Source organism: Siccirubricoccus phaeus, assembly GCF_008360935.1.
GTDB lineage: Bacteria > Pseudomonadota > Alphaproteobacteria > Acetobacterales > Acetobacteraceae > Siccirubricoccus > Siccirubricoccus phaeus.
The window spans coordinates 140389-156911 of sequence record NZ_SRXO01000002.1 but is presented as its reverse complement, the minus strand read 5'-3'; the positions used below and the strand labels follow the sequence as shown (position 1 = coordinate 156911).

Below are 16523 nucleotides of genomic sequence, written 5' to 3'. Positions count from 1 at the left end.
CTGGATTTCCAGCGAACGGAGCGGACGAGCAGGCCACTGCAAACAAAGCCTGGTGGTCTGGGTCCCATTCAAGCAGCGAAGCGCGGGGGGTTGAAGGGGGTGGTCGATCGACCGACAGTGGCAACGGAAGAAACGTCCCGGACCCTCTGCCCATGCTGCGCCGCCGCGCCCTGCCCCTCTTGCTGCTCTCCACCCCCGCCTTGGCCCAGCCCCGCCCGCTGCGCATCATCGTCCCCTTCGCCCCGGGCGGCTCGGGCGACATCACGGCGCGGCTGATCGGGCAATATATCGAGAGCACGACCGGCCAGCCCGTGGTGGTGGACAACCGGCCGGGCGCCAATGGCGTGATCGGCACCATGGCGGTGAAGCAGGCGGCGCCGGATGGCCACACCCTGCTGCTGGCCACCACCAGCACCCATTCCGCCAACCCCTCCACGGTGCGGGACCTGCCCTACGACCCGGAGAAGGATTTCACCACGGTCGGCTTCTTCGGCTCCAATGGCAGCTACCTGATGGTGAAGGCGGAGGCGCCCTTCCGGGATGTGGCCGGGCTGCTGGCGGAGGCAAAGCGGCGCCAGGTGTTCTTCGGGCATTTCAACGCCTCCTCCCGCGTGCCGGGGGAGTTGCTGGGGGTGATGTCCGGGGTGCCGATGCAGGGCGTGCCCTACCGCGCCATCGGCACGGCGCTGACCGACCTGCTGGCCGGGCGGCTGGATTTCATCTTCGTGGACACCACGGCGGGCGATGCCTGGCTGCGGCAGAACCAGACGCGGGCGCTGGCCATCACCCGGCAGGGGCGGTGGGAGAGGTGGCCGGACCTGCCCGCCCTCTCCGAGACCTGGCCGGATTTCGTGCTGACCGGCTTCCTCGGCGTGGCGGTGCCGGCGGCGACGCCGGAGGAGGTCTCCACGCGGCTGAACGCGCTGGTGAACGCCGCCATCCTGGCGGAGCCGGCGCGGTCCCGGCTGGTGGAATTCGGCTTCGTGCCGGAGGCGTTGAGCCTGGCGCAGATCGCCGCGTTGGTGCGGCAGGAGCGGGAGAAATGGGCCCGCTTCGTACAGATGGCGGGGATCGAGCCGGAATGAGCGACGCGGGGCTGGAACGGTTCGCCACGGCGCAGGCGCCGGTGCTGGAAGCGGTAAAGCGGGAGCTGGCGGCGGGGCGGAAGACGAGCCATTGGATGTGGTTCGTCTTTCCGCAATTGCGCGCGCTGGGCCGCAGCCCGACGGCGCTGCATTACGGGCTGGCGGATCTCGCCGAGGCGCGGGCCTGGCTGGCGCATCCCGTGCTGGGCAAGCGGCTGGAGGAGTGCACGCGGCTGGTGCTGGGCGTGCGGGGCCGCAGCCTGCACGAGATCTTCGGCAGCCCGGACGACATGAAGTTCCGCTCCTGCATGACGCTGTTCGCCGCGGCTGCGCCATCCGGCTCCGTCTTCGAGGACGCCATCGCCGGCCCTTGCGGCGGCGAGCGCGACAAGCTGACGCTCGACCTCCTCGCACGCGGCGAGTGCGGCTGAACGGCCGCTGCCGCCGGCGCACCCGATCGCCGCGCCCACCTTTGACGGCGCCTGCGGTGGCAGACGCAATCCGCCAGTCCTCGGCGCGTCGCGCGCAGCGAAGGGCCGCGCCACCTTCCCGGCGGCTTATCGCGGCGAAGCCGCCATGCACAGCCTATCCATCGCCACCCCGCCCCTCTCGCGGCGCGAAGGCCCTGAACGGGCCTTCGACACCGTCGAAGGCCACCATTGCCCTGGGCCACGGTGCTGGAACGCTGTCAAGGATGCCGCGCAGCGGCACCGCGCTTTGCGCGGCTGCGTCCTTGACAGCGTTCCAGCACCGTGGCTGTCGCGAGGGATGCGCTCGACGTCGTCGAGCGCGCGATCAGCGCGCCCGCCGCGACGCGGCTGCCGGTCAGCCCTTCTTCGGCACCGGCGCGCCGAATTCCGCATTCGCCTCGCCCAGCGCCGGCGCCCCCTGCCGCGTCGCCGGCCTTGCGCCGTCGAAGCTCACCGGCAGCCCGATGCCCCGCAGGTCATAGCCCGGCATCTCCTGGATGATGCCGAGCGCCGCGGTCTGCGGATGTGCCTCCACCCCTGCAAGGTCATGGATCGGCGAGCAGGGAATCCCCGCCGCCTCCAGCGCCTCCGCCCACTCCGCACTGGTCTTCTCCCGCATCGCGCCTTCCAGCAGCGGCAGGATGATCTCGCGATGGGCGATGCGGTCGGCATTGGTCTTGAAGCGCGGATCGGCGCCCCATTCCGGGTGGCCCAGCACCGCCGTCATCTTGGCGAAGAGCCGGTCATTGGCGGCGGCCACCACGATCTCGCCATCCAGCGTATCGAAGGCCTGGAAGACGATCAGCTTCGGGTTGCCGCTGCGGTGCCGCGGCGGCTGCTTCCCGCTGACGAAATAGCCGCAGAAATGCTGCGCCATCCAGCCGAGGCCGGTCTCGAAGAGCGAGGTGTCCACCACGCCCCCCTCCCCCGTCAGGTGCCGCCTTTGCAGCGCCGCCAGGCAGCCCAGCGCCGCCCACACCCCCGTGCCGAGATCCAGCACCTGCATCCCGACCCGCGCCGGCGGCGCCTCGGCCGAGCCGTTCACGCTGAACATGCCGGTGAAGGCCTGCACGATCGGCTCATAGCCCGGCTTCAGCGCCAGCGGCCCGACGGCGCCGAAGGCGTGCAGGGAGCAGTAGATCAGCTTCGGGTTGGCGGCCCGCAGCGCCTCCGCCCCCAGCCCGAACCCCTCCAGCGAGCCCGGCCGCATGTTCTGGATGAAGATGTCCCGCGTGCCGATGAAGCCGCGCAGCCAGTCGCAGGCCGCCTTGTCCTTCAGGTCCAGTGCGATGCTGCGCTTGTTGCGGTTCACCGCGTGGAAGCTGGTGGCGATGCCGGCATGGAAGGGCGGGCCCCAGCCACGGGCGTCGTCGCCCTCCGGCCGCTCGATCTTCACCACCTCCGCCCCCAGCATGCCGAGGATCTCGCTGGCATAGGGCCCGGCCAGGTTCTGGCCGATCTCGACAACCTTCACGCCTTGCAGCGGCAACATGCGCTCTCATCCCGGGACGTTCCGCGGCAAGGCTCGCCCCCGCGCCGGGCGCGGTCAAGCGGCGCCGGATTCACCCCCGCTTCACCCTTGCCGCGCCATGCTGCCCGGTGCCGTCCAAGGGGGCAAATCAGGGAGGCAGGGATGCCCGAGACCGACAACCAGGAGGATGTGCGGGAGACCCGGTTGCGCATCGCCCGCCACCTCGCGGAGCTGCACCGGCTGCACCTGGTGCTGGTGAACGAAAGCCGCGCCCTGAAGCGCTTCACGCTCGATGGCCGCGCCCGGGTGGAGATCGACATCGCCGCCGAGATGATCGAGCAGTACATGGGCAGCAGCGACGCCTTCCTGGAGAACCTCCGCGGCCGATTCGAATCCCGCCTCGGCCTGCTGCGGCGGGGCGAGCCGAAGGTGAACAACCATGCCGAGGACGCGCCCGGCCACGGTGCTTTCTGGCTCGCCTTCTCCCGCCTCTGCGCCGTGCTGCGCCGGGCCGGCAGCCGGGTGAACGGGACGGTGGGGGGCTGACGCCTTCCCTCCCCCGCCCTGCGGGGGAGGGTCAGGGTGGGGGTGTGGCTGGAATCTGTGGAGGGTGCGGCGCCACCGCGCGCCTCGGCCACCTGCGCTGCTTTGCCCACCCCCACCGCCTTTGCCCACCCACCGCCTTCGTCCCCACCGCCTTTGCTCACCCCCACCCCGACCCTCCCCCGCTTCGCGGGAGAGGGAGTCGTCGGCTTGTCCACGCTTCCCTTGTCCCCACCCCCTCCCGCGCCGCACAATGGCGGGATGGCCTCCCCCCTTCCGCTGCCGCCCGAAACCCCGGATCCCAGCTTCGCCGAGCTGATCGCCGCCCGCCCCGCCCTCTCCCTCCACGCCCAGGATGGGCTGCTGGTGGAGGAGGTGCCCCTCGCCCGCATTGCCGAGGTCGCCGGCACCCCCTGCTGGGTCTATTCCGCCAACACCCTCCGCCGCCGCGCCCGCGCGCTGAAGACGGCCCTGGCCGAGGCCGGCCTCCGCGCCGGCATTCATTACGCGGTCAAGGCCAACACCAACCTCGCCGTGCTGCATGTGCTGGCGCAGGAGGGCCTCGGCGCCGACGTGGTCTCGGAAGGCGAGCTGCGCGCCGCCCGCGCCGCCGGCATCCCCGCCTCGGCCATCGTCTTCTCCGGCGTCGGCAAGACGGCGCGGGAGCTGCGCCTGGCCCTGGCCGAGGACATCGCCCAGATCAACCTCGAGAGCGCCGAGGAGGCGGAGATGCTCTCCGCCCTCGCCGCCTCCCTCGGCCGCACCGCCCGGGTCGCGCTGCGGGTCAACCCGGACGTGGATGCCCGCACCCACGCCAAGATCACCACCGGCCGGTCGGAGAACAAATTCGGCGTCGGCATCGACCAGGCGCCGGCCCTCTACGCCAGGCTGGCCACGCTGCCCGGCCTCGCCCCGGTCGGCCTCGCCACCCATATCGGCAGCCAGATCACCAGCGGCATGGCGCCCTACCGCGCCGCCTATGCCCGCCTCGCCGAGCTGGCGCGGGAGCTGCTGGCGGCCGGCCTGCCCCTCCACCACATCGATTGCGGCGGCGGCCTCGGCATCCCCTATCGCGACGAGCCCGCCCCGCTGCCGGAAGCCCTGGCCGGCGCCATCAAGGCCACGCTCGGCCCGCTCGGCCTGCCGGTGATGCTGGAGCCCGGCCGCTGGATCGCCGGCCCCGCCGGCCTCCTGCTCGCCGCGGTGGTGCTGCAGAAGCAGACCCCCTCCCGCCGCTTCCTCGTCCTCGACGCCGCAATGAACGATCTGGTCCGCCCGGCGATGTATGAGGCGTGGCACGGGATCCTCCCGGTCTCGGCGGAAGCGGCCGCGTTGCCTCTCGCCCCGGCCGATGTGGTCGGCCCGGTCTGCGAGACGGGCGACACCTTCACCCGGGGCCGGGCATTGCCATCTCTACCTCCCGGGGCGCTGGTCGCCCTCCTCGATGCGGGGGCCTATGGCGCGGCGATGAGCAGCACCTACAACATGCGCCCCCTCGCCGCGGAGGTGATGGTGGACGGCGCCCGCTTCGCCGTGGTGCGGGACCGGCAGAGCCAGGAGGCCCTGCTCGCCGGCCAGCGCCTGCCGCCTTGGGAGAGCGCGACATGAGCCAGGCCCCCCTGCCGGGCGAGATCCAGGGCGCGCTGCGCCGCCGGCGCCGCCTCGCCGGCCTCGCCTTGTGGTGGGAGGAGGCCTGGCCGCGCGCCTGGCCGGTGCTCGGCCTGCTCGGGGGCTTCGCCATCCTCGCCTTCCTGGATGTGCCGGCGCGGCTGCCGCCCTCAGCGCACCTGCTGCTGCTGGCAGGGTTCGGCGGCGGGCTGGGCTGGCTCGCCTGGCGTGGCATCCGTGGCTTCGCCTGGCCGGATGCGGCCGGGGCGGAACGCCGGCTGGAACGCGATTCCGGCCTGCGCCACCGCCCGCTCTCGGCGCTCTCGGACCGGCCGGCGGGGGATGACCCGGCGGCCCTCGCCCTCTGGCAGGTGCATCAGCAGCGCGCCGCGGCGGCGCTCGGCCGGCTGAAGCTGCGCGCCCCCCGCCCCGGCCTGCCGGCCCGGGACCCGCGGGCGCTGCGCGCCGCCGTGGTGTTGGGCCTGGTGGCGGCGCTGACCATCGCCGGCGCCGATGCGCCGCGGCTGCTGCTGCGCGCCTTCCAGCCGAGCTGGGCCGGCCCGGCCCCGGTGCCGGCGCTGAAGCTGGAAGCCTGGGTGACGCCGCCCGCCTATACCGGCGCCGCGCCGATCTTCCTCGACCCGCGCGGCGGCGCCGCCACCGTGCCGGCCGGCAGCAAGCTGCAGGTCTCGCTTTCCGGCGGCAGCGGCGGCGCGGCGCCCGAGCTGGTCACCGGCCCCGAGCTGCGCCCCTTCCGCGCCCTGGATGGCGGCAGCTTCACCGCCGAGGCGCCGCTGACCGCGGGCCAGCAAGTCGCCATCCGCCGCAACGGGTCGGAGCTGGTGCAATGGAGCCTCTCGGTCCAGGCCGATGCCCCGCCGACCGTCGCCTTCGCCGAGCCGCCGGGCCGCGCCCAGCGCGGCCTCGCCACCCGCCTGCCCTGGCGGGCGGAGGATGATTGGGGCCTGGCCGGGCTGCGCGCCGAGCTGCGCCTGGCGGCGAGGCCGGACGCCCCGCCCTTGGTGCTGGATCTGCCGTTGCCCGGCGGCTTGCCGAAATCCGCCCGCGGCGCCGGCCAGCCGGACCTGTCGGCCCATCCCTGGGCCGGGCTGGAGGTGGAGGCGAAGCTTATCGCCCGCGACGGGGCGGGGCAGGAGGGCCAGTCCGAGCTCGCCGGCCTGACCCTGCCGGAGCGCAGCTTCACCCATCCGGTGGCGAAGCAGCTCATCGCGCTGCGCCGCCAGCTTTCCCTGGAGCCCAATCGCCGCACCCCGGCGCGGCAGGAGCTGGAGGCGATTGCCCAGGCCCCGGAGGCCTTCGAGCATGATGCCGCCACCTATCTGGCGCTGCGCAGCGCCCGCTCCCGCCTCGCCTATGACCGGCGGCCGGAGGCGATCGGCGAGGTGCAGGAGATCCTCTGGGAAACCGCCCTGGCGCTGGAGGAGGGCCGCGACGGCCGCACCCTCCGCGCCCTGCAGCAGGCGCGGGAGGCGCTGCGCGAGGCGCTGGACCAGGCCGAGCAGATGCCGCGCGACGACCCCGCCCAGGCCGAGCAGCGCGCCGAGATCGAGCGGCGGATCCAGGAGCTGCGTGACGCCATCCGCCAGCATCTGGAGGCGCTGGCGGAACGGCTGCAGCGCGAGAATGCCGAATCCATCCCCTTCGACCCGCAATCCCGGCTGATGGACCAGCGGGAGATGGACCGCCGCACCCGCCGCATGGAGGAAGCGGCGCGCGAGGGCCGCACCGAGGATGCGCGGCGCGAGCTGGCCGAGCTGGAGGAGATGCTGAAGGCGCTGGAGGAAGGCCGCGCCAGCCGCAGCGAAAGCGCCGAGCGGCAGCAGCGCCGAGAGCGCGGCCAGCAGCAAATGGGCGTGGTGCAGGACATGGTCCGCCGCCAGTCGGACATGCTGGACCGCAGCCATCAGCGGGCCGATGGCGAGGAGCGGGAGCGGGCCCAGCGCCAGCGCCAGCAGCAGCGCCCCCTGCCCGGCCTGCGCTGGCCGCCGGAGCCGCCGCAAGCCCAGCAGCCACCGCAGCCCAGCCCGGACGCCCAGGCGGAGACGGAGCAGGATGGCCGCCGCCAGCGCGCCCTGCGCCGGGCGCTCGGCGAGCTGATGCAGCAATTCGGCGACCTGACCGGGGAGGTGCCGGACGGCCTCGGCCGCGCCGACCAGGCGATGCGCGAGGCGCAGGAAGAACTCCGCGGCGGCGGCGACCCGCGCGACGCCCAGCAGCGCGCGCTCCGCGCCCTGCAGGAGGGCGGGCGGCAGATGGCGCAGAGCATGCAGCGCCAATTCGGCCAGGGCGCCCAGGAAGGCGACGAGGAGGGCGACCCGCAGGACATGGCGGGCGACCAGCCGGGCGGCGGCAACGGCCAGGACCAGGCGCAGGGCCAGGGCGAGGGGCGCGACCCGCTCGGCCGCCGCACCCGCGACGTGAACGGCACCGCCGACAACGGCGCCGATACCCGCGTGCCGGAGGAGGCGGAGCTGCTGCGCACCCGCCGGCTGCAGGAGGAGCTGCGCCGCCGCGGCGCCGAGCGCGAGCGCCCGGCCGAAGAGCTGGACTATATCGACCGGCTGCTGAAGCGGTTCTGAGGCGCCTCGGATGATCGACCATGTCTCGATCCCGGTGAGTTCGCTGGCGCTGGGCGACTTCTACGACGCCGCCCTCCGCCCGCTCGGGCTCGCCCGGCTGGTGGAGCGGTCGCGCCAGCTCGGCTACGGCAAGCGCTATCCGGAGCTCTGGCTCAATCTCCGCGAGGGGCATGCGGCGCCGGCCGGCACCGGCCACCATCTCTGCCTCCGCGCGCCGGACGAGGCGGCGGTGCGGGAATTCCACGCCGCCGCCCTGGCGGCGGGCGGGCAGGATGACGGCGCCCCCGGCCCGCGCGCGGCGGCGATGACGGGCTACTACGCCGCCTTCATCCGCGACCCGGACGGCAACCGGCTGGAAGCCGCCACCTTCCCGCGCGGCTGAGAGCCTGGCGCAAAAGGGTCTGCGGCGCGTCGCGGCGGATCCTTTCCGCCCTGGCGTCATGCGCCGGCATGCTCCTCGCATGACGTCCGCAGACTTGCCGATGCCACCGGCATCGGCCGCACCGTCGCGGCAATGCCGCGACCCTGGCCGGGACGCAGAAGCCCTCGCCGCTCCGCTGCCGGCGCCCTTTTGCGACAGGCGCGAGCCGCCCGGGCGGCTTCAGCCTTCCTCAACCGCCTGCCGCCTAGTGTCTTCCGCCCGGCCGCTGCTTCCTGTCCCCCTACCCGGCCGCGGACGGGAGAGTCATGGCGAGCGTCACCGGCACCACCGGCAACGACCTGCTCCAGGGCACCGCCGGGGCGGATCAACTGCTTGGCCTCGCCGGCAATGACACGCTGCTGGCCGGCGCCGGGCTGGATACGCTGGATGGCGGGGCGGGCCAGGACCGCGCGGTGGTGGACCGCAGCGCCGCCGCCGGCGCCATCACCCTGTTCCTCCTTGGCCCCGGCCTGGTCTCGGACCTCGCCGGCACCAGCGCCACGGGCGTCGAGGAGCTGTATTTCACCGCCGGCAGCGGCGATGACCGGCTGGTGGGCGGCACCTATGCGGACAGCCTCGCGGGCGGCGGCGGCCATGACGCGCTGCAGGGCGGCGCCGGCAACGACACCCTGCTCGGCGGCGCCGGCGACGATACGCTGCTGGGCGGTGCCGGGCAGGATGTCCTCACCGGCGGCACGGGGGCGGACCGCTTCGTGCTGCAGGGCACCGGCACGGTGGACGGCACCCTCGGCAGCATCGACCGCATCACGGATTTCAACGCCGCCGAGGGCGACCGGCTGGCGCTGCGCGGCCAGACCGTGGGCGGCGAGATCCAGGCCATCGCCAGCGGCAGCTTCGCCCTCGCCGGCCTGCCGCTGCGGCCGGTCGGCTTCGGCGGCAGCCTGCCCAGCCGCGCCACCCTCGCCGCCGGCATCCCGCTGGCGGACCGCACCGGCGGCCAGGCCTACACCCTCTACTGGCAGCCGGATGCCACCGGCGGCTGGGTCCTCATGGACCTTAATTTCGACGGCGTGCTCGGCACCGGCGACCTGGTGGCGCGGGTGGATACCGGCGGGGCCGCCGTCACCGCCGCCAGCTTCCTCGCCCGCACCTTCAGCGCCACCGGCACCACCGGCGCGGACAGCCTGGTGGGTGGCGGCAATGCGGACCGGATCCACGGCTTCGCGGCGAATGACACCCTGGCCGGCCTCGGCGGCGACGACACGCTGGCCGGCGGCGCCGGCGGGGACAGCCTGGATGGCGGCGAGGGCGCCGACAGCCTGCTCGGCGAGGACGGCAATGACTGGCTGGTCGGCGGCAATGGCAGCGACCGGCTGGATGGCGGCGCCGGCAGCGACACCGCCTATGGCGGGGCGGAGTCCGATCTCCTCCTCGGCGGCGCCGGCAATGACCTGCTGGATGGCGGCGCCGGCGATGACAGCATCGAGGCCGGGCCGGGCGCCGACACCGTCACCGGCGGCGCCGGGGCCGACACGCTGCTGCTGCAGGCGATGGGGGAGGCCGCCTGGTCCGGCCTTTCCGCCATGGACAGCATCACCGGCTTCAGCCCGGCGGATGGCGACCGCATCCGGATCAGCGACGCCTTCTGGGGCCTGACCAATGGCGCCGGCGCCACCGCCGGCACCTATGCCGGCGCGGATGGCGTCGCCCGGCCGCTGGTCTTCAGCGGCGCCCTGCTCACGCCGCAGACCGGCCTCAGCGCCGGCCAGCTCCTGCCGCGGCAATGGCTGGGCGGGCTGGAGGCCTACCAGCTCTTCTGGATCCCCGCCTTGGTTGCCGGCAACCCGGCGGGCGGCTGGCTGGTGCTTGATCTGGACCGGGACGGGGTGCTGGGCGCCGCGGATTTCGTCGCCCGCTTCGGCGGCAGCAATGCCGATGTCACCATCGGCGCGGCGGATTTCTACGACGGCACGCTGCTCAGCCTCGGCGGCGGCTACAACCTGGCGGGCAGCGCGGGCAATGACACCATCACCGGCGGCAGCCTGGGCGAAGCCATCACCGGCAGCGGCGGCAGCGACCGCATCTCGGGCGGCGCCGGCGCCGGCAACGCGCTGAGCTATGCCGGCTTCGCCGGCCCCCTCGCCGTCACCTTCAGCGGCGCCTATGCCGGCACCGTCGCCAAGCCCGGCGGCGCGGCGGACAGCTTCACCTTCATCCAGTCCCTGACCGCCACCAGCGGCAACGACACGATCGACGCCAGCGCCGCCACCACCGACCTCTACGCCCTGACGCTGGAAGGCCGCGCCGGCCATGACCGGCTCATCGGCAACGCCACCACCGGCGTTCAGCTTTCCTATGCGAACAGCCCGGCCGCGGTCGCAGTCAACCTCGCCCTCGGCACGGCGACGGATGGCTGGGGCGGCACGGATACGCTGGTCGATATCCGCCGTGTCCTGCTCGGCAGCGCCTTCCACGACACGCTGCTCGGCTCCGCCTTCGACGACGTCATCCTCTCCGGCGCCAATGGCAGCAAGGCCATCGACGGCGGCGGCGGCAGCAATGAATACCGCTACGCCGGCAGCGGCGATGTGACCATCGTCCTGGCCCGGGCCAATTTCGGCGGTGTCCTGGAAAGCGCCTATGCGCTGAAGCCGGGCGGCACCGACCGCCTCGCCAACATCCAGGTGGCGGTGGGCGGGGCGGGCGACGACAGCATCACCGGCTCCACGGCGGATGAGCGCCTGGCCGGCGCCGCGGGCAATGACACGCTGGATGGCGGCGGCGGCCGGGACATCGCCTTCTACGACGTCATCGCCCCGGGCTCGCCGCTCGCCACCCAGGGCATCGTGTTGAACCTCACCTTCGGCACCGCGACCGACCAGTGGGGCGGCGCCGATATCCTGCGCAACATCCAGAGCGCCTGGGGCAGCCAGCTTTCCGACGACATGACCGGCCTCGCCCTGGTCGGCACGCCCACCTGGCTGCGCGGCCTCGCCGGCAACGACATCCTCCGCGCGCCCTATGCCGGCTCGCTCGTCACCGCGGATTACGCCGGGGACCCGGCGGGCATCCGCGCCAACCTCGCCACCGGCCAGGTCCGGGATGGCTGGGGCGGCCTGGATACGCTGGTGCTGATCGGCAATCTCCGCGGCAGCGGCTTCGCCGACAGCCTCCTCGGCAGCAGCGCCGCCAATACGCTGCTGGGCGGCGGCGGGGACGACACCCTCGATGGCGGCGGCGGCGCCGACTGGATGGAGGGCGGCACGGGCAACGACCTCTACTATGTGGATCATCCCGGCGACGTGGTGGTGGAGCTCCCCGGCGAGGGCAATGACACCCTCATCGCCGCCGCCCCCGGCCTGATCCCCGCCGGGAATATCGAGGTGCTGATCCTGCTCGAGGCCGCCGGCGCCGCCTCGAGCATCGGCGACGGCAACGCCAACCACTTCACCGGCAACAACGCGGCCAATGTCTTCGATGGCGGCGATGGCGGCGATACGCTGCTCGGCCGCGGCGGCGACGACGTGCTCTATGGCGGCTGGGGCGATGACTGGCTGGAGGGCGGCGACGGCAACGACGTCCTCGGCAGCCATCTCGGCGCGGACACGCTGTTCGGCGGCGCCGGGGATGACGCCGTCCTGGCCGATGCGGATGGCAGCTTCACCGGCACCCTGCTGCTGCAGCTCGACCCGCGGACCAGCCACAGCCTCGACGCCACCGGCTTCGCCATCTTCCAGGACCGCTTCGATGGCGGCGACGGCTTCGACACCTGGATCGGCACGGCGGGCAACGACCTGATGGATCTGCGCGCGGCGCCTGGGCCCATCGTCAATGTGGAGCAATTCAACGGGCAGTCCGGCAACGACGCCATCCTGCTGGCGCTGGCGGGCGGCAGCGCCGTGCTCCTCGGCGGCGAGGGCGACGACACGCTTTCCGCCACCAACGCCGCGGACACGCTGTGGGGCGAGGCGGGGAACGACGTGCTGGCCGGCCAGGACGGCAATGATTCCCTCATCGGCGGCGCCGGCGCCGACCTGCTGTTCGGCGGCAATGGCGATGACACGCTGGTGGGCGGCAGCGACCTGAACTGGCTGGCGGGCGGCGCCGGCAACGATCTCTACGTCGTCGACGCCGCGAGCGACGTAGTGGCGGAACGCGCCGCGGAGGGCAGCGACACGGTGGTGGCAGGCGCCAGCCACGCGCTCTCGCCGGAGGTCGAGGCGCTGGCCCTGGCCGGCGACGGGCCGCTCTTCGGCCTCGGCAATGCCGGCGGCAACCACCTTGCCGGCAATGCGGCGGCCAATCTGCTGCATGGCGGCGCCGGTGCGGACAGCCTGATCGGCCATGGCGGGAACGACACGCTGTTCGGCGGCGAGGGCGACGACAGCCTGCTGGCCGGGGCGGGCAGCGACTACCTGTTCGGCGGCGCCGGCCGGGATACGCTGGACGGCGCCAGCGGCGACGGGGAGTCCGACTATCTCAGCGGCGGGGCGGGGGATGATCTCTACCGGATCGATTCGGCCGCCGACCTGGTGATGGAAGCGGCCGGCGAGGGCCATGACACCGTCATCGCCGACATCGCCACCGCCGGCTACACGCTGCCGGCGGCGGTGGAGGCGCTGATCCTCGGCGGCAGCGCCGTCTTCGGCATCGGCAATGCGCTGGGCAACGCCATGGCCGGCAATGCCCTGGGCAATTGGCTGGTGGGCGGCGCGGGGGATGACACGCTGAACGGCATGGGCGGCGATGACGTGCTGCTCGGCCAGGAAGGGGCGGATCTCTTCATCCTGCAGGCCGGCAATGGCAGCGACACGATCCGCGACTTCGCCCCGGGCATCGACCGGCTGCAATTGCTGGGCTACGGCATCGCCGGCCTGGCGGCGCTGCAGGCGGCGGCGATTCAGGCCGGCGAGGACCTGGTGCTGAGCCTCGGCCATGGCGAGACCCTGACGCTGCAGGGCCTGCGGCTCGCCCAGCTCGGCGCCGGGGATGTGCTGTTCGGCTGAGGCAGGTAGCGGCTGCTATTCCCGCCGCAGGATGCCGTCCACCAGCCGGTCCGCCCAGGGGCGGGACTGGAAGCCCTGGCGCAGCGCCGCCTCCTCGTAATCCTCCCGCAGCCAGTCGACGAAGGGCTTGCCGGTTGCCGCCTGGGCTTCGGCATAGGCGGCGAAGAAGGCATCGAGGATGCCGGTCCGGCTCTGCCGCACATGGCCGAAGCGCAGGCTGAGCTGCGCCGCCGCCTCCGCCACCGGCCGGCCCTGCAGCAGCAGCCACAGCCCGGCGGCGAGGCCGGTGCGGTCGGCGCCGGATTTGCAATGGATCAGCACCGGCTCCGGCAGGGTGCGGAAGATCTCGGCCAGGCGCAGGATGCGGTCCTTGTGCGGGGCGCCGCGGCTTTCGAAGGGCGCATCCACATGCACTAGGCCGAGCGCCGCCGCCGCCGCCCGGCCGAGCTGGTCCGAGCCGCAATCGGCGCGGTGGCCGCGCAGGTTGATGACGCTGCGCAGCCCGAAGCGGCGGGCGGCGGCGCGGAGCTGCCAGGGCAGCGGGTGGTTGCAGCGGTAGAGCCGGCCGCTTTCCACCACCCCCCAGTTACGCCAGCCGAGGCGGAGCAGGGCGTGGTCCACGAACAGGCTGTTCAGCCAGGCGCGGTGGCCGGGGGCAGGCTGGCCGAGGGCGGAAGGGGCGGTCATGCGCCGGGGTATGGGGTGCGGCGGGGCGGAACGCCAGAGGCGAGGTGGGGTGGGCTCCCCTCCCCGGCCCCCGGCAGGGGCGCTGCCCCCTGTCCCCCGCCGGTGGCTGCCGGCAGTGCCGGCGACCCCTTCCCCGGACCTCGGTGTGAGTCTGCGGGTTCAAACGCCGGGTCCAAAACTCGGACCGGGGTCCGGGGCCAGGTCCTGGCCCCGGCGGGGGCTTGGGGGCAGAGCCCCCAAAAGGCGCCCATGAACGTCTTGCCCCCACGCCCCGACCGCGCGAGGCTACCGCCCAACAATCATAAGAGGGGAAGGAAACGCCATGCGTCTCGCCGACAAGGTCGCCATCATCTCCGGGGCCGCTTCCGGCATGGGGGCTGCCACCGCCCGGCTCTTCGCCCGGGAAGGCGCCAAGGTCCTGGTCGCCGACATGCTGGAGGTGGAGGGCGCCGCCGTCGTCGCTTCCATCACCGCCGCCGGCGGCACTGCCCTGTTCCGCAAGCTGGACGTGACCGAGGAAGGCCAGTGGGAGGCCACGGTTGCCGAGGCGGTGCAGCGCTGGGGCAGGCTGGATGTGCTGGTGAACAATGCCGGCATCAGCGGCAGCGCCACCAACGACCTCTACGATACCGGGCTTTGGGACCGGATCATGGCGGTGAACGGGCGGGGCGTGTTCCTCGGCACCAAATACGCGGTCGCGGCCATGCGGAAGGGCGGCGGGGGCAGCATCGTCAACCTCTCCTCCATCTCCGGCGTGGTGGGGCAGGAGCGGATCCATTGCGCCTACAACGCCTCCAAGGCCGCGGTGCGGCTGCTGACGAAATCCGTGGCGACGCAGGAAGGGGCGGCAGGCATCCGCTGCAACAGCGTCCATCCCGGGCTGATGCCGCCCATGCGCACCAGCGGCGCGACGGCGGACCCGGTGTTCCGTGCCAAGATGCTCGACCATGTGCCGCTCGGCCGGTCCGGGGAGGTGGATGAGGTGGCCTATGCCATCCTGTTCCTCGCCTCGGACGAATCCAGCTACATGACGGGCACCGAGTTGCATGTGGACGGCGGCTACCTGGCCTGCTGATGGCGTTCCGCAGGGGACCGCTGGGCGGCGGGGCCGCTTCCTGCCCGCGCCTGGCGCAACCTGCCATGGGTTGGCAGGGCTAGAGCAGATCGCCGGAGGGCGGCATCGCCCGGAGGCGTGAATCTGCTCTACCATCCATAAGCTAGAGCGGTTTCGCGCTGCACAGTCAGCGTGAAACCGCTCTAGCCGGATCATGGGCTCTTCCTCTGACTGGCGGCGCCGTCGCAGCAGCGTGAGGCCGGTGGTCTAGCTGCGGCTCCAACCCGCATCCGCGGGTCCGGCCAGCGGCCGGCCCGGCTGGGGCTCACGGCACCGCCGCCAGCGGGCAAATCCCCCGATCTTCCCTTCGCCCTTACATCCATCCCCGTCTCGATCCCGAAGAAGGCGTGGTCAGGGCCCCGGCGGGGCGGCGATCGGCTCCAGGCCCTGGATCAGCACCGGAACGGCCGGAACGACAAGGCGCGGGGGTTCGGGCGGGTCCGGATGATCCCAGAACAGATCGCCCCAGCGCCTCATGCGATGGGCCTCCTGCAGCGCCGTCAGACTGGCGCGGCCATCCGCCACCCCGGCCTGGCGCGGGAAGGCCAGGGGCGGGCTGCGCCAGCAATCCACCCGGCCGAGCGAGCGGGTGCAATAGGGCGGCGGCTCCGGCGGCGGATCCTCCGTCCGGCAGTAGGATTCGCCACGCTCCAGCCGTACCGAGGAACAATCCCGCCCGCTGACCAGGGAAACCGTCGCATCCGGCAGGGTCCGCCCGATCGTGGTGACGGCGGCGACATGGGCGACGCCGAGGCTCGCCGTCAGCGGCACCGCCGCCTCGCAGGCCGGCAACAGCAGGAGCAGGAGGAGAGGCCAGGGGTGCATGCCGGCAGTAAAGCCCGCCCGGGCTTAACGCCCTGCCAATCGGCTGCTATGCACGGCGCGCCCTGGGAGAAAGCTGCGCCGCGTGGCCGATATCTTCGACGAGGTGGAAGAAGACCTGCGCGCCGAGCGCGCCCGCCGCCTGTTCGCCCGCTATGGCGGGGTGCTGGCGGGGCTGGCCGTGCTGGTCGTCCTCGCCGCCGGCGCCTGGCAGGGCTGGCGCTGGTGGCAGGCCAGGGAGGCCGCCAGGGCCGGCGCCGCCTACCTCGCCGCCAGCGAGGCGACCGTGCCGGCCGAGGCCGACCGCAAAGCGGTGGCGGAACGCTTCGCCAGCCTCGCGGCCGAGGCGCCGGAAGGCTACCGGGTGCTCGCCCTGCTGCGCGCCGCCGCGCTGCAGGCGGAGGCCGGGGAGCGCGACGCGGCCCTGGCCACCTGGGACCGGGTGGCGAATGACGCCGGCGCCGATCCGCTCTATCGCGAGCTCGCCACCCTGCTCTGGGGGCTGCATGCGCTGGATGGCGGCGATGCCGCCGCCATCGAATCCCGGCTGGCGCCGCTGGCCAACGGCCCCTGGCGCGCCTCGGCCGCCGAGGTGCTGGCGCTGGCGGCGCTGCAGCGGGGGGAGACGGAGCAGGCGAGGCAGCGCCTGGCGGCCCTGGCCGCCGACCCGCTGGCCCCCCAGGGGGTGCGGGACCGCGCCGGCAGGCTGCTGGCGGGGCTGGGCGGCTGATGCAG

At 73.3% G+C, this 16523-nt stretch carries 12 protein-coding genes; 9 read left to right on the top strand and 3 right to left on the bottom strand.

Going from position 1 to position 16523, the window contains the following annotated elements; all coding sequences use genetic code 11:
* The first annotated feature begins 152 nt into the window (after positions 1–152).
* Together E5N76_RS03140 and E5N76_RS03135 are read left to right on the top strand one after the other, a co-directional pair.
* Positions 153–1085 (top strand): Bug family tripartite tricarboxylate transporter substrate binding protein, encoded by a 933-nt coding sequence (locus E5N76_RS03140; protein WP_149535851.1) that lies wholly within the window; start codon positions 153–155, stop codon positions 1083–1085.
* Positions 1082–1516, top strand: coding sequence for a DUF1810 domain-containing protein (locus E5N76_RS03135; protein WP_149535850.1), 435 nt, complete (start codon positions 1082–1084; stop codon positions 1514–1516). Before E5N76_RS03140 ends, E5N76_RS03135 begins: the two co-directional genes overlap by 4 nt.
* Positions 1517–1910: 394 nt before the next feature.
* Here E5N76_RS03135 and E5N76_RS03130 read toward each other — a convergent pair whose 3' ends face one another.
* Complete coding sequence (locus E5N76_RS03130) at positions 1911–3047, bottom strand: CaiB/BaiF CoA transferase family protein (RefSeq protein WP_149535849.1); 1137 nt, start codon at positions 3045–3047, stop codon at positions 1911–1913.
* Between the two features lie 141 nt (positions 3048–3188).
* On the opposite strand from E5N76_RS03130, the gene E5N76_RS03125 reads away from it, so the two are divergent.
* The 5 genes from E5N76_RS03125 to E5N76_RS03105 all read left to right on the top strand — a co-directional run bounded on the left by E5N76_RS03125 (position 3189) and on the right by E5N76_RS03105 (position 13165).
* On the top strand, positions 3189–3572 hold the full coding sequence (locus E5N76_RS03125) for a hypothetical protein (RefSeq protein WP_149535848.1): 384 nt from the start codon (positions 3189–3191) through the stop codon (positions 3570–3572).
* Between the two features lie 258 nt (positions 3573–3830).
* Positions 3831–5177 carry a diaminopimelate decarboxylase gene (gene lysA, locus E5N76_RS03120; RefSeq protein ID WP_149535847.1) on the top strand — a complete coding sequence of 449 codons (1347 nt, stop codon included), beginning with the start codon at positions 3831–3833 and terminating at the stop codon, positions 5175–5177.
* Positions 5174–7777, top strand: coding sequence for a TIGR02302 family protein (locus E5N76_RS03115; RefSeq protein WP_149535846.1), 2604 nt, complete (start codon positions 5174–5176; stop codon positions 7775–7777). Before lysA ends, E5N76_RS03115 begins: the two co-directional genes overlap by 4 nt.
* A gap of 10 nt (positions 7778–7787) precedes the next feature.
* The gene (locus tag E5N76_RS03110) at positions 7788–8159 is read left to right on the top strand and encodes a VOC family protein (protein ID WP_149535845.1); all 372 of its coding nucleotides are present in this window, start codon (positions 7788–7790) and stop codon (positions 8157–8159) included.
* 305 nt (positions 8160–8464) lie between these two features.
* A complete protein-coding gene (locus tag E5N76_RS03105) occupies positions 8465–13165 on the top strand; it encodes a beta strand repeat-containing protein (RefSeq protein ID WP_149535844.1) in 4701 nt (1566 codons plus the stop codon).
* 15 nt (positions 13166–13180) lie between these two features.
* On the opposite strand, the gene E5N76_RS03100 is transcribed toward E5N76_RS03105, so the two are convergent.
* Positions 13181–13852 carry a tyrosine-protein phosphatase gene (locus tag E5N76_RS03100; protein ID WP_149535843.1) on the bottom strand — a complete coding sequence of 224 codons (672 nt, stop codon included), beginning with the start codon at positions 13850–13852 and terminating at the stop codon, positions 13181–13183.
* 322 nt (positions 13853–14174) lie between these two features.
* Here E5N76_RS03100 and E5N76_RS03095 point away from each other — a divergent pair, with 322 nt between their 5' ends.
* Positions 14175–14927, top strand: coding sequence for an SDR family NAD(P)-dependent oxidoreductase (locus E5N76_RS03095; protein ID WP_149535842.1), 753 nt, complete (start codon positions 14175–14177; stop codon positions 14925–14927).
* Positions 14928–15317: 390 nt separating this feature from the next.
* On the opposite strand, the gene E5N76_RS03090 is transcribed toward E5N76_RS03095, so the two are convergent.
* Positions 15318–15791, bottom strand: coding sequence for a hypothetical protein (locus tag E5N76_RS03090; protein ID WP_149535841.1), 474 nt, complete (start codon positions 15789–15791; stop codon positions 15318–15320).
* 82 nt (positions 15792–15873) lie between these two features.
* Between E5N76_RS03090 and E5N76_RS03085 the strand changes: the two genes are divergently transcribed.
* Positions 15874–16518 carry a tetratricopeptide repeat protein gene (locus E5N76_RS03085; RefSeq protein ID WP_149535840.1) on the top strand — a complete coding sequence of 215 codons (645 nt, stop codon included), beginning with the start codon at positions 15874–15876 and terminating at the stop codon, positions 16516–16518.
* Positions 16519–16523: the final 5 nt, after the last annotated feature.

Coding starts and splice junctions, on each gene's coding strand:
- E5N76_RS03105 (WP_149535844.1), top strand. CDS start 8,465: ATGGCGAGCGTCACCGGCACCACCGGCAACGACCTGCTCCAGGGCACC.
- E5N76_RS03125 (WP_149535848.1), top strand. CDS start 3,189: ATGCCCGAGACCGACAACCAGGAGGATGTGCGGGAGACCCGGTTGCGC.
- lysA (WP_149535847.1), top strand. CDS start 3,831: ATGGCCTCCCCCCTTCCGCTGCCGCCCGAAACCCCGGATCCCAGCTTC.
- E5N76_RS03115 (WP_149535846.1), top strand. CDS start 5,174: ATGAGCCAGGCCCCCCTGCCGGGCGAGATCCAGGGCGCGCTGCGCCGC.
- E5N76_RS03140 (WP_149535851.1), top strand. CDS start 153: ATGCTGCGCCGCCGCGCCCTGCCCCTCTTGCTGCTCTCCACCCCCGCC.
- E5N76_RS03130 (WP_149535849.1), bottom strand. CDS start 3,047: ATGTTGCCGCTGCAAGGCGTGAAGGTTGTCGAGATCGGCCAGAACCTG.
- E5N76_RS03135 (WP_149535850.1), top strand. CDS start 1,082: ATGAGCGACGCGGGGCTGGAACGGTTCGCCACGGCGCAGGCGCCGGTG.
- E5N76_RS03100 (WP_149535843.1), bottom strand. CDS start 13,852: ATGACCGCCCCTTCCGCCCTCGGCCAGCCTGCCCCCGGCCACCGCGCC.
- E5N76_RS03110 (WP_149535845.1), top strand. CDS start 7,788: ATGATCGACCATGTCTCGATCCCGGTGAGTTCGCTGGCGCTGGGCGAC.
- E5N76_RS03095 (WP_149535842.1), top strand. CDS start 14,175: ATGCGTCTCGCCGACAAGGTCGCCATCATCTCCGGGGCCGCTTCCGGC.
- E5N76_RS03090 (WP_149535841.1), bottom strand. CDS start 15,791: ATGCACCCCTGGCCTCTCCTCCTGCTCCTGCTGTTGCCGGCCTGCGAG.